The sequence below is a fragment of the Cupriavidus basilensis OR16 genome (assembly GCF_000243095.1).
Classification (GTDB): domain Bacteria; phylum Pseudomonadota; class Gammaproteobacteria; order Burkholderiales; family Burkholderiaceae; genus Cupriavidus; species Cupriavidus basilensis_D.
In genome coordinates this window covers 1-11,980 of the sequence record NZ_AHJE01000016.1, presented here as the reverse complement: position 1 = coordinate 11,980, position 11,980 = coordinate 1, and the positions used below count along the sequence as shown (strand labels likewise).

Annotated in this window: 11 protein-coding genes and 1 pseudogene; 3 read left to right on the top strand and 9 right to left on the bottom strand. The window is 66.2% G+C overall.

Features of this window, described 5'->3' with window-relative positions; translation table 11 throughout:
* Positions 1-54: 54 nt before the first annotated feature.
* The 6 genes from OR16_RS05695 to OR16_RS05670 form a co-directional block, all read right to left on the bottom strand.
* Positions 55-1,509: an N-acyl-D-amino-acid deacylase family protein gene (locus OR16_RS05695; RefSeq protein WP_006157011.1), complete on the bottom strand. Its 1,455-nt coding sequence runs from the start codon at positions 1,507-1,509 to the stop codon at positions 55-57.
* 16 nt (positions 1,510-1,525) lie between these two features.
* Complete coding sequence (locus tag OR16_RS05690; protein WP_006157010.1) at positions 1,526-2,479, bottom strand: dihydrodipicolinate synthase family protein; 954 nt, start codon at positions 2,477-2,479, stop codon at positions 1,526-1,528.
* A gap of 56 nt (positions 2,480-2,535) precedes the next feature.
* Entirely contained in the window at positions 2,536-3,258 is a 723-nt protein-coding gene (locus tag OR16_RS05685; protein WP_006157009.1) for a GntR family transcriptional regulator, read from the bottom strand.
* A gap of 49 nt (positions 3,259-3,307) precedes the next feature.
* On the bottom strand, positions 3,308-4,372 hold the full coding sequence (locus OR16_RS05680) for an ABC transporter ATP-binding protein (protein WP_100227836.1): 1,065 nt from the start codon (positions 4,370-4,372) through the stop codon (positions 3,308-3,310).
* A 2-nt stretch (positions 4,373-4,374) separates the two neighbouring features.
* Positions 4,375-5,997: an ABC transporter permease subunit gene (locus OR16_RS05675; protein WP_006157007.1), complete on the bottom strand. Its 1,623-nt coding sequence runs from the start codon at positions 5,995-5,997 to the stop codon at positions 4,375-4,377.
* Positions 5,998-6,107: 110 nt separating this feature from the next.
* Positions 6,108-7,157: an ABC transporter substrate-binding protein gene (locus OR16_RS05670; RefSeq protein ID WP_006157006.1), complete on the bottom strand. Its 1,050-nt coding sequence runs from the start codon at positions 7,155-7,157 to the stop codon at positions 6,108-6,110.
* Between the two features lie 68 nt (positions 7,158-7,225).
* On the opposite strand from OR16_RS05670, the gene OR16_RS05665 reads away from it, so the two are divergent.
* Both OR16_RS05665 and OR16_RS05660 read left to right on the top strand, forming a co-directional pair.
* The gene (locus OR16_RS05665) at positions 7,226-7,756 is read left to right on the top strand and encodes a LamB/YcsF family protein (RefSeq protein WP_081488692.1); all 531 of its coding nucleotides are present in this window, start codon (positions 7,226-7,228) and stop codon (positions 7,754-7,756) included.
* Between the two features lie 83 nt (positions 7,757-7,839).
* Positions 7,840-8,742, top strand: a complete 903-nt coding sequence (locus OR16_RS05660) for a dihydrodipicolinate synthase family protein (protein WP_006157004.1) — start codon at positions 7,840-7,842, stop codon at positions 8,740-8,742.
* A 31-nt stretch (positions 8,743-8,773) separates the two neighbouring features.
* Here OR16_RS05660 and OR16_RS05655 read toward each other — a convergent pair whose 3' ends face one another.
* Positions 8,774-9,514 (bottom strand): class I SAM-dependent methyltransferase, encoded by a 741-nt coding sequence (locus OR16_RS05655; protein ID WP_006157003.1) that lies wholly within the window; start codon positions 9,512-9,514, stop codon positions 8,774-8,776.
* Positions 9,515-9,826: 312 nt separating this feature from the next.
* On the opposite strand from OR16_RS05655, the gene OR16_RS05650 reads away from it, so the two are divergent.
* Entirely contained in the window at positions 9,827-10,765 is a 939-nt protein-coding gene (locus OR16_RS05650) for a LysR family transcriptional regulator (protein WP_100227843.1), read from the top strand.
* A gap of 10 nt (positions 10,766-10,775) precedes the next feature.
* Here the strand turns inward: OR16_RS05650 and OR16_RS05645 are convergent.
* Both OR16_RS05645 and OR16_RS05640 read right to left on the bottom strand, forming a co-directional pair.
* Positions 10,776-11,433, bottom strand: a pseudogene (locus OR16_RS05645) (Bug family tripartite tricarboxylate transporter substrate binding protein).
* Between the two features lie 52 nt (positions 11,434-11,485).
* Positions 11,486-11,980, bottom strand: a 495-nt coding sequence (locus OR16_RS05640) for a M20/M25/M40 family metallo-hydrolase (RefSeq protein ID WP_006157001.1), incomplete at its 5' end; no start/stop codon positions are given.

Here is an 11,980-nt window from a genome sequence, read left to right as displayed (position 1 = left end):
GTGTGCCATTGGTATGCCAATGGAGTGCAAGCAATACACGTGCCAAACGGATTGCTACGCTTGCACGGCCTGTGATGGTGTCCTGGTCAATACACGTCCCGCGCGATCGTCCCGCACTTCTCCTTTCGCGAAAGCCAGCCGTCCGTTGACCCAGACGCTCTCGATACCTGCCGATAGCGTGGCCGGCTTGGCGAAGGTCGCGCGATCCCCGACCGTGTCCGGGTCGAACAGCACAAGATCGGCCGCCTGGCCGATGGCGATATGGCCACGGTCGGCGATGCCGAGCTCGCCGGCGGTGAGGCCGCTCATCTTGTGGATTGCCGTTACCAGCGGAAAAAGCTGTTCCTCGCGGGAGTAGTGCCCCAGCACTCGGGGAAACGTCCCCCACAGGCGCGGGTGGGGATGCTCGTCGTGCGGCATGCCGTCCGAGCCGATCATGGCCTTGGGGAAGGCAAGGATGCGGCGCACGTCGGCCTCGTCCATCATGAAGTAGACGGCGCCGGCCGGTGCCAGGCGCGCGGCGGCTTGTTCATCGTCGCAGCCCATCTCGCGCGCAATATCGGCGAGCAGCCTGCCGGCATGTTCTGGATGCGGCGTGGACCAGCTGACCATCACGGCGGCGGCGCGCGCCACGAACTCCGGCCGCAGTACGGTGGAAGACGCGTTGTAGGGGTAGCAATCAAGCGATACCGGCTGCGTTTGCATCGCGGCTGCGATGTGCTGCAGCGTCTCGGCGGAGCGCCCGTGATTGGCGATGCCCGCCAGCTTGTGGTGCGAGATCAATACGCGTACGCCAAGCCGCCTGCCGATCTCGAAGGTTTCGTCCAACGCATCGATGATCTTCTCGGCTTCGTTGCGCATATGGGTGGCATAGAGCGCGCCATGGGCCCGCAGGGGCTCGCCTACCGCGACGATTTCGTCGGTGGTGGCAAGCCGCGCGGGCGGATAGAAGGTGCCGGTGGACATGCCCCAGGCACCTGCCTCGAGCGCGTCTGCCAGCAGGCGCTGCATGGCATCGCATTCGGCTGGGGTGGCCGGGCGTTCCAGGTTGTCCATGACGCTGGCCCGCAACGTCAGGTGGCCCACAAGGCAGACAGCGTTGACCGCGGTCCCGTTCGCTTCCAGGGCGTCGAGGTAATCGCGGAAGGCCGGAAAACGTAGCCAATCCGGCGTGGCGATCAGGTCCAGCGGAGGGGGGATGGCCGTCCCCGGCCGCGCAGGCGCCAGGCTAAGCCCGCAATTGCCGGTGACGACGGTCGTCACCCCCTGGGACAGCTTTGCCGTCATGGCGCCGGGCATCAGCAGGGCGCGGTCGTCGTGCGTATGGACGTCGATGAAGCCCGGGGCGACGACCCGGCCGCGGCCATCGATGCGTTCCACTGCGCTGGCGTGAGCAAGCTCACCCATGGCGGCGATCTTCCCATCCTTTATGGCAACGTCGCCAACGAAGGCGGGTCTGCCGCTGCCGTCCACGATCGATGCGCTGGTGATGCAGAAGTCGAAAGTCATGCTGTTTCCCCTGGCGTCAGTGAGCGACGTGGCCGGCGTTCGCCAAACTTGCTTCCAGGCGGCCAATCAGCCGCTCCAGCTCCGCAAGGTCGGTTGCATCCAGCACCGGTCCGGGCTTGCGCACCGCGGCACTGGCAATCGCGCCGCGCCGGCGCAGGGTTTCCTTGCGCAGTCCGAGGCCGATGCCGTACTGGAACTCATGGCGCAGCAGCGGCAGGTACAGGTTGAACAGGTCTTCGGCTTCACCGGCCTTATCCTGGGCGAAAAGGTCGCAGACCTGGACCAGCATCTCAGGGTAGGCGAATCCGGTCATCGCGCCGTCCGCGCCGCGCAGCATCTCCTGCGGCAGGAACAGCCCGCCATTGCCGGCCAGGATGCTGATGCGGCGCAGGCCTTCCGCCTCGCTCCGGGCACGGATCTGCGAGAGCTTGCGCAGGCCGGGCAGCTCCTCGTGCTTGAACATCACCACCTGCGGAAATTCCCGCACCATCCGCAAGATGACGTCGACCGAGGTATAGACGCCCGTGGCCTGAGGGAAGTCCTGCAGGCAGATCGGTATGTCCGGTCCAAGCAGGCGCGCAATGGCGGCGTAGTAGCCATGGACCTGGTCGTCGGTCCTGAGGTTTGCCACTGGCGCCAGCATGACCCCGGCCGCGCCGAGCGCCATCGAGGTCTTCGCCAGCCGCTCCACATGCTGGTTCGACGCATGGCTCACCCCGATGATCACCGGCACCCGGCCATCGACCCGCTCGAGGACGCGGCGCACGAAGATCATGGACTCCTCCTCCGACAGCTTGGGCGCTTCGCCCATCATGCCGAGGATGGTCATGCCCGCGACCTTCTTGCCGAGGTAGAAATCGACCAGGCTGTCGGTGCTCTCCAGGTCGAGCGCCCCCTGTTCCGTGAAGGGGGTCGCGGAGATGATGAAGACGCCCTTTGCGCTTTCGTCAATGCGCGATGTACTTGTCATGGATGAATCTGCTGGTTGATGGACGTGTTGATGGACGCGTTGATGGACATACGAAGTCACAAGTTGGTATGGCGCGCTACCAGGCCAGCGCGGGCGTTGGCGAGGTGCAGGCTCATGGCGGCGCGCGCCGCATCGGGGTTGCGCTCGACAATGGCCTGCAGGATGGCGATATGCTCACGCGCGCAGGGCTCGAAGCGCTCGGGCGCACCGTTCTGGTCGAAGCATCTGGCCTTGATGCGCAGGTCATGGATCGTCTGCGCCAGCATCTGGTTGCCGCTGGCCGTGGCGACGGTGTCGTGCAGCAGGTTATCGATCCTGTGGTTTTCGTCCTTGGTGGTGTTGCGCGCCAGCAGGTGCGCTTCCACCTGGGCGATGACGAATTGCGCATGCTTGGGGTCCATCCGGGTCGCGGCCTGGGCGGCGGCTTCGCTTTCCAGCAGGCCCCGCATTTGCAGGATCTCCAGGTACTGGCGCAGGGTGGGCTCCTTGATCATGAGCTGCCCGCGCGGCGTGCGCACGGCAAAGCCGCCGCCGATGAGCCGGCTCATGGCTTCGCGCAGCGGCGTGCGCGAGATGCCCAGCGTTGCCGCCAGCGCGCGCTCCTGCAGCGGCGTTTCGGTGCGCAAGCGGCCCACCTGGATCATCTCGAGCAGCGTGTTGTAAGCATCGCCCGCCAGGTCCGGGATGTCCCCGGCCGGCGTGGTCGAGATTGGCGCGATGTCTTCCGGCTCGCTTGCGGTGGCGCCGTGGTCTGTCTCGATCTTTGTCAGTGTTTTCATGTTGGTGCGGTAGTGATTGTTGTGACGCGCTGCTGGTGCCCATCGGCCTTCATTGGATGGCGAATGCCATGGCGTCGCCGGAGTTGAACCCCCAGGCTACGAGCCGCCCGGGCTCGTGATCGGTACCAGCGCTGCCGGCGGGCGAATAGGCGACGATGGTCCTGTCCCGCCAGGCGATGAAGACCTTCCAGTGCAGGCCGCAGAAGGTCGACGCCACCACGCGGCCCTCGTGCCGTACGTCCGATGCGCCGAGTTGCGCGCCAACGCGTACGTTTTCCGGCCGGATGCCGAGCACGCGGGCGGGTTCTTCGAGGAAGTTGCATTCACCCAGGAAGCCCGCGACGAACGGCGTGTCGGGCGAGCGGTACAGCGCCGCGGGCGCGCCCGCCTGCACGATGCGGCCTTGGTCCAGGATGACGATACGGTCCGACAGGTTCATGGCTTCCTCCTGGTCGTGGGTGACGAAGACCACCGTCAGTCCGAGGTCGTGGTGCAGCTTCTTGAGTTGCAACTGGATCGCCTGCCGCAGGTTCTTGTCGAGTGCGCCAAGCGGTTCGTCCATCAGCAACACGTCAGGCATGAAGACCAGCGCACGGGCCAGCGCCACGCGCTGCTGCTGCCCGCCCGAGAGCTCGCGCGGCAGGCGCGCTGCCAGGGCCTGCAAGCTCACCAGTTCGAGCGCTTCGCCGACGCGCCGCTTGATGTCGTCGTGGTTGAGACGCCGCATGCGCAGCGCAAAGGCTACGTTCTCGAACACCGACATATGGGGGAACAGCGCGTAGTTCTGGAACACCATGCCGATATTGCGATCGGCGATCGGCGTGTGGGTGACGTCACGGCCGGCGATATGCACGCTGCCGGTGTCGGGCGCTTCGAAGCCGGCGATGATCTTCAGCAGCGTGGTCTTGCCCGAGCCCGAGGCGCCAAGCAGGGTACAGAATTCGCCGCGTGCCACCGATAGCGAGACATCCGGCAGCGCGACCGCGCTACCATAGGACTTGCGCACGGCGCGCACCGAGATGTCCTTGCCCTGGGCCTCGGGGCGCTCGGAGAGGTGCAGCACCGGCGGCGCCGCAAAGGGCGGGGGCGCGGTTGGCGAGAGAGTGGCTTGCATCGTCATGCTCCTTTCTTCTTTCCGAGCAACTGGTTGGCCATCAGGATGAGCGCGGTGGCGGCAATCAGCACGCAGGACGCGGAGATCACCGTTGGATCGAAATCGTGCGCCAGGCCCTCGTACATCAGCTTGGGCAGCGTGCGGTTGCGGATGGTGGTGAGGAACAGCGCCATCACGACGTCGTCGAACGAGGTCACGAAGGCGAACACCGCGCCGCCGACGAGACTGGGCAGCAGCGCCGGCAGCATCACCAGCCGGAACATGGTCGGCCACGGGGCGCCCAGGCTCAGCGCTGCCAGTTCCAGGCTGGGATCGAAACTGCGCAGCGCGGCGCGTACCGTGATGTAGACGTAGGGCGTGGCCAGCACGGTATGGCCGATGACGATCGCCAGCGAGTTGGCCACCCAGCCCAGCGGCGCCAGCAGGTAGTAGAGCGACACCGCGGTGATGATCGCGGGCACCGACATTGGCACGACGAACAGGGCATCAAGCCAGCCCTTGCGCGCCGACGCCATCTTGTGCACGCCCAGCGCCGCGGCGGTGCCAAGCAGGGTGGCTAGCACCGTGACGATCGCGCCCACGCGCAGGCTCGACCAAAGGGCATCGAGCCATTTGGCGTCGTCGAAGAAACTGGCGTACCAGCGCAGCCCATACTGCGGCGGCGGGAACACCGGGAAATCTGTGGTGCCGAAGCTCATCGGGATCACGATGACGATCGGCAGCACCAGGAACACGGCGCAGGCGATGCCGGCGGCGACGGCGAGCCGCCCGCCAGGGGTGCGCCCCGTGCCCGACGTGCTGCTGCCCTTGCCAGCCGAACCGGCGATCAGCTTGTCCAGGCCGAACAGGCGATTGAAGAGCCACAGCGATGCCAGCACCGTGAGCAGCAGCACGGCGGCTAACGCCGCGGCCAGGCCCCAGTTCAGTTCCTCGGTGATGTTGTAGGAAATCAGCTCGGCCACCATGCGCTGGGCCGGGCCACCCATCAGCGAGGGCGTGATGTAGTAGCCCACCGCATTCATGAAGACGATGATGCCGCCCGCCACCACCCCGGGGCTGGTCAGCGGCAGCACCACGCGGCTGAAGATGCTCACCGATCCCGCGCCCAGGCTCTGCGCGGCCTGCACCAGGGTGTGGTCCAGCGAGCGGAACGAGGCATAGAGCGGCAGCACCACGAAGGGCATCAGCACATGGGTCATGCCGATCATCACGCCGGTGAAGTTGTAGAGGAAGGCCATCGGCTGGTCGAGGATGCCGGCGCCGGTCAGGAGGGCGTTGAGCGGCCCGTTCTTGCCCAGCAGCGCGATCCAGGCGGAGGTGCGCACCAGCGCGCTCGACCAGAACGGTAGCAGCACCGCGAAGAACAGCAGCCTGGCCACATTGGGCCGCACGCTGGCCATCAGGTAGGCGAGTGGGTAGCTCATCAGCACGCAGGACAGCGTCACCGCCGCGGCGATGGCGAAGGTGTTGCCCAGCACGATCCGGTAGATTGGCGTGTCGATCAGGTGGCGGTAGTTGGCCAGCGTCGCCACGCCGTCCTGATAGAAGCCTTCCTTGAGCAGGCCCGCGATGGGCCCGACAAAGAAGCACAGCAGGAAGAGCAGCAACGGCAAGCTGGCGAGCACCGCCGCGCGGCTCGGACGGCGGCGCGCCTGCCTCGCGGCGGGTGCGGTCGAGGCGGGGGAAGGGGCAGGGCGGTGCCTGTCATGATGCAGTTACCTCGCGGTGGTACGAATCAACGTGCGCGGATCTGGTTGTAGCGCTCGACGATGGCCGGCCCCTGCTTTTCCCAGAACTCGGAATCGAGGAACAACGCGCTCTTCAGCCGCTCTGGCGTGGAAGGCAGGCGCTGCTTGCGAGCCTCGTCGATCAGGGGAAAGGCGGCTTCGGTGGTGGGGCCGTAGGCGATGTGCTTGCTGAACTCGGCCTGGTTCTTCGGCTGGATCATGTAGTTCAGCAGCTTCAGGGCTTCGTCGCGATGAGGCGCACCCTTGACCAGGGCAAAGTAGCCAACCTGCGCCACGGCGTTGCCCCAACCCATCTGGATCGGCAGCCCGGAATCGATGCCGGCCTGGAAGCGGCCGTTCCAGCCCAGCGCCATGACGACCTCGCCGCTGCCCAGCGCGTTGACCGGTTCGGCGCCGTTCTTCCACCACATGGCGACGCTTGGCTTGATCTTCTCGATCTGCTTCATGGCGCGGTCCACGCCCGCGGGCGTGGCGAGCACCTTGTAGACGTCGGCGGGCGCAACGCCGTCGGCGATCAGCGCGGCCTCGATGACGGTGGCCGGATCGTCCTGCAGCGTGCGCTTGCCCGGGAACTTAGCCACATCCCAGAAATCCGCGAAGGTGGAAGGTTGGGGCTTGCCGGTGGGGAATGTCTTGGACGAGAAACCCACCACGGTCGAGAAGATCTCGGACGGCACGCCATAGTCGTTGCGCGCGCCGCGGATCACGTGCTTCTGATCCACCATCTCGGGCGTGATTTTTTCAAACACGCCCAGCTTGATGCCGCGCGTAAGCCGCGCGCTGTTCTCCGTCACCACATCCCAGTTCACCGTCTTGGTGTCGATCATGGCGCGGATCTTCGCGACTTGCGGATCGGTGTCTTCCGTCACCTTGACCCCGGTGTCCTTGGCGAACGGCTTCAACCAGGCCTCGCGGATCGCGCCCTGGTAGGCGCCGCCCCAGCTCGCGAAGTTCAGCTCCGCAGCGTGGGCTGCGCCTGCCAGCAAGGCCGCGGCAGCCGCCACGGTACTAACCATTTTCTGCAACTTGCTTGTCATGCTTTCTCCAGTTGAAATGCCCGATTTTGGGGATGCGGCCATCAGGATTCTGCTGCCTGGTAAATGGCATGCATTTTGCGTGCCAGTGGTATACCAAGCGGCGCCGGGTGGCGTTTCGGAGAAAGAACGTGCGGGAAGTCGATCTGAACTCAGACCTGGGCGAGAGCTTCGGCTCTTATGAAATAGGGGGCGACGGCGCCATGCTGGCCATCGTCACATCGGTCAACGTGGCCTGCGGCTTTCATGGCAGCGATGCCGTCGTCATGCACCAGACTGCGGCCCAGGCACTGTCGCGAGGCGTCGATGTTGGTGCGCACCCCGGCTTTAACGATCTGAACGGTTTTGGCCGGCGCAAGATCATCGGGGATAGTCCCGCCGACATCGAGAAGATGCTGATCTACCAGATTGCCGCGCGTGCCTTGCAGACGGTTCGGGAGCAGGCAATTCATACCGTTGGCGGTCGCAAGGCCGACCTGCGGGTCCACACGATCAGCGTGCATGGCGACAACCCGCAAGGGGTTGCCATTGCCAGGGCGGTGCGCGTTGCGCTGGAAGGCGATGGCGTGCGCATTCGCCCGCTTAGCCAGCTCGATTTCTAGTCCTATTTGTATGCCAGCCGATTCCCAGCTCGCCCCGCTTACTTTTTCCCTCCGCAAACGTAACAAGGTTGACCCGAGGCATTATGAAATCTCAAGATGAATCGCAGGCGCGCACCTGCGGCCTGTTCAACATCGCAGTCACGCCCTTCGCGGCGGATGGCAGTCTGGATCTCCCCGCGCTGACGGAGAACATCGAGCGCATGCTGGGCCTGGGCTACGATGGCCTCCTGATCGGCGGCACCTACGGTGAATTCCCGGCCATGGATACCGCCGAGCGCGCAGCGCTCTTCCGCCACGCAATGGAAGTGGTGAGCGATCGCGTGCCCGTGTTGCTATGCACAGCGCATGCGGACATTCGCGTGGTGAAGGAGCTGACCTCGCTGGCTGGCCAACTTGGCGGATTGCCCATGCTGATGCCGCCGTTCGTGTCGGAAGTCACCGATGGCCAGATCGTGCGCTTCTTTGAAGAGGTGGCACCGCTATCCAGGACCGGCGTGATGATCTACAACGCGCCGGGCGTCGGTATCACGCTCTCGGTGCCGCTGATCGAGCGCCTGTGCGATGTGCCGCAAGTGGTCGCACTCAAGCAAGGCGATCTCAATCCGACCACAGTCGATCAGCTCGTCGGCCGCGTAAGTGGCCGCATTCGCGTGCTGGCTGCTTCCGACCTCGTAATGCTTGGGCCCCTGGTGCTCGGCTTCGACGGCGTCAGTTCCACCAACAGTTGCGCGCTGCCTGAGTTGGTCAAGGCTACTTACGATGCGGTGCGTATTGGCAACGCGGCGGACGCCGGCGGCCTGCATCGTCGCTGGTACCCGATGCGTGCAGTCGCACGCAAACTTGGCCAGCCTCAGTCCACCAAGGCCGCCATGAAGCTGCGCGGCTGGCGCGGCGGCCATGTGCGGCATCCGCTGCGGGACCTCGACGCCGACGGGATCGACGCAGTGAGCGTAGCCTTGCATGCCAGCGGCGTGCGCGAGGCGTGACTACCAGAACCTTGTGTGGGGCATTGCGGCCCTACGGCAGGGGCAGGCCAGATGTCGGCGGCAGAGCCATGGCCCAGCGATAGACCAGCAGCCGGCCCTTGTAAGCATCGACGCCGGGCGCGGCCACGCGGTCGAGCTTTTCCTCGCGCATGGCGAAACCCTGCTCGGCCATCTGCCGGTTGAAGGCGGGCCGGTTGCCGCGGTCGGGGTCGACGATCCAGATCTCGACCGTGGGGCTGGCATGCCGCCCGATAAAGTGGGCGAGGTTGGCGTTGGCATCGCGCTCGTAGAGCAGGTCGCTGCCGATGATCAGGTCGAAATGGCCGTGGACCTCGGCGGGGGCCGGGCCGGCGCCTTCAGGGGCGTCGTGCTCATGCTCCGCGGCGCTCCAGTGCCCGTGCCGGTACTTCATTGGCGCCAGGCCGTTCAGGCGCACGTTTTCCGCGAGGAAGGCGGCGGCCATCGGATGGCAGTCGCTGGCGGTCACGTCCGCGCCCCGGCGGTGTCCCACCAGGCTGGCCAGCGCCAGCCCGCAGCCGATTTCCAGCACCCGCTCGGTGGCATCCACCGGCCGCAGCGCCATACGCGCGGCCAGGTGCGCACCGGACGGCCACAGCAGCCCGAACAGCGGCCACATGGCGGAAGAAATGCCCATGCGTTCGGCCTCGCCAAGGGGGTCGGAGTACTGCTGCTTGTCCAGCAGCGAGCGAATGACGAGGTCGGTAACGCCCGCGACGGCGATGCGCTCTTGCTTGGTTTGGTAGCCGGGCATCGAGGGGGGAAGCCAGAACGCCGGCTTCGCAATGGGAGGGAGTCATTCAGTATGCCCGAAATGCCCTCCGCCGGCCCGGAATCTGACGCCAAATGCATGGAAATGCTGCCAAACAGCCCCGAAAGCACCTCGGGCCGGGGCGGCGGCATGCGCGAAGTGCGGCAAGCGCCTGAAGCGGCAATCCGTGTTTGCCGCCAGCGCCCTGTGCGAGAATTCGCGATAAGCAAAACAGCGGAGTTCGCCATCCGCCTATTCTCGGAGATTATCGCGGTGACCATCCCATCCAGCGCATCCATCCGCAAGCGCCTGCGCATGCGGCACCTGCAACTGATGCTGGCGCTGTCGGAGTCGCCCTCGCTGCGCCAGGCGGCCGAAGGGCTGGCCCTGACCCAGCCGGCCGCCACCAAATCCTTGCAGGAACTGGAAGACGCGCTCGGCGTATCGCTCTTTACGCGCCACGCGCGTGGGCTGGACCCGACAGTATCGGGCAAGGCGGTGATGCGCTACGCGCGGGTGGTCTTTGCCGACATGGACGAACTGCGCGAGGAGCTCGTCGCCATCCAGGCCGGCGACGTGGGCAAGGTGCGCGTGGGCGCGGTCATGGCGCCGGCGCCGGACCTGCTCACCCACGTGATCGTCAAGCTCAAGCAAGCGCATCCGCGCCTGCACATCATCGTGCAGATCGACACCAGCGATGTGCTGGTGCACGCGTTGCAGCAGGACCAGATCGATATCGTGCTGGGCCGCATCCCCGATGGCTGGCCGGCGGAGGAATTGTCGTTCGAGACGCTAGGGGAGGAGGCGCTGTCGATCGTCACCCGCGTTGGGCATCCGGCGGCGGAGCGCGGCAAGCTGAAACTGGCCGCGTTGACGGAATATGCGTGGATCATCCAGCCGCATCCCAGCCCGATGCGCCAGATCATCGACCAGACCTTCCGCGAGAACCGCGTGCCGCCGCCGGTGAGCACGGTGGAGACCTCGTCGATCCTCACCACGCTGTCCGTGCTGCGCGAGTCCGACATGCTCGCCGTGCTGCCCACCTCGGTGGCCCGCTACTACGAAGACCTGAACATGATCGCCACGCTGCCGGTCGCCTTGCATGGCCGGCTTGCGCCTTACGGGCTGGTGCTGCGCAAGAGCCGCCCGCCCACGCCCGCCATGCAACTGGTCATCGACATGCTGCGCGCGGGCGGCTTGGGCGAGATGAGCGGGATGAGCGAGAAAGGCGGGGCGGCCACCATCAAGCCTTGATCCCCCGCGCTCACTCCGCCGAGATCTTGGCGCGGCGGACCACTTCGCCGTAGCGCTGCATCCGCTCGGCCATCATCCGCTCGAAGGCGGCCGGGGTCATCTCCTCGGGCGGGAACACGCCGCGCGCGCGCAGTGCTGTCTGCATGGCGGGTTCGCTGGCGGCCTGGCGCACCGCCTGGTAGAGCTTTTGCACCACCGGCTCGGGCGTGCCGGCAGGCGCGGCAATGCCCGTCCAGGAGCTCAGGTTGAGCTGCGGATAGCCCAGCTCGGCCATGGTCGGCACGTCGGACCGGCTCGAAATCCTTGATCGGGTCGTAGCCCAGCTTCGGCTGGGTCAGCGGGTTGGCTAGGTGGCTGCTCTGGGACGAGACCACCAGCGTATAGCCATCGGGCTTGCTGCGCGCCACGGATTGCGTGGCGACCGAGCCGCCGGCGCCCGGGCGGTTGTCGACCACCACCGGCACGCCAAGGATGCGCGAGAGCGGCTCCGAGTACTGGCGCGCCATGATGTCCACCGACCCGCCGGGCGGGAAGGGCACCACCAGCGTGATGGGACGCGAGGGATAGGCGCCCTGTGCGTGCGCGCCCAGCGGCGCGGCGCACGCGCACGCCGCTGCGATGAGGCCGGTACGAAGGATCTTGCGGCGAGAGAATGGCACGTTCGGCATGGCGGTGTGGTGAAAGTGGTTAGAAATCGGATGCAGGCAAAAATGCCCCGGCTCAGCGCAGTGCGAGGATGGCGAGCGCCACCGCCTGTGCGCGGGGCACGAAGGTGGACAGCTCGCAGTACTCGCGCACGGTGTGCGCATGGCCGCCCACCGGGCCGGTGCCACACAGCGTGGGCGTGCCCACCGAGGATGTGAGCCCGCTATCGGCCGCGCCGCCGGTGAACTCGCCCTCTACCGAGAAGCCCAGCTGCCGCGCGCCGCGCTGGTACAGCGCCAGCAGGTCCGCGGGCGTCTGGGTCATCGGCCGGGTGCGGCGCATCTCGGTGATCCGGCCCTTGGTGCGCGGCAGCGATTCGGCCTCGATGATGGCGCGCACTTGCTCGACCAGCGCCTCGATATCCGTGTCGGCGGTGAAGCGCACGTCGAGCTCGGCCTGCGCATGCGGCGCCACCATATTGGGCACGATGCCGCCCTTCACGCAGCCCACATTGGTGGTGATGCCTTGCTCCGCGTCGGTCAGCGCATGCAGCGCCAGGATCTTGCGCGC

Bases quoted from the DNA above. Each gene is read 5' to 3' on its own strand.
- OR16_RS05680 (WP_100227836.1), bottom strand. From the start codon at position 4,372: ATGCAAGCCACTCTCTCGCCAACCGCGCCCCCGCCCTTTGCGGCGCCG.
- OR16_RS05690 (WP_006157010.1), bottom strand. From the start codon at position 2,479: ATGACAAGTACATCGCGCATTGACGAAAGCGCAAAGGGCGTCTTCATC.
- OR16_RS05660 (WP_006157004.1), top strand. From the start codon at position 7,840: ATGAAATCTCAAGATGAATCGCAGGCGCGCACCTGCGGCCTGTTCAAC.
- OR16_RS05695 (WP_006157011.1), bottom strand. From the start codon at position 1,509: ATGACTTTCGACTTCTGCATCACCAGCGCATCGATCGTGGACGGCAGC.
- OR16_RS05665 (WP_081488692.1), top strand. From the start codon at position 7,226: ATGCATTTTGCGTGCCAGTGGTATACCAAGCGGCGCCGGGTGGCGTTT.
- OR16_RS05655 (WP_006157003.1), bottom strand. From the start codon at position 9,514: ATGCCCGGCTACCAAACCAAGCAAGAGCGCATCGCCGTCGCGGGCGTT.
- OR16_RS05685 (WP_006157009.1), bottom strand. From the start codon at position 3,258: ATGAAAACACTGACAAAGATCGAGACAGACCACGGCGCCACCGCAAGC.
- OR16_RS05670 (WP_006157006.1), bottom strand. From the start codon at position 7,157: ATGACAAGCAAGTTGCAGAAAATGGTTAGTACCGTGGCGGCTGCCGCG.
- OR16_RS05650 (WP_100227843.1), top strand. From the start codon at position 9,827: ATGCGGCACCTGCAACTGATGCTGGCGCTGTCGGAGTCGCCCTCGCTG.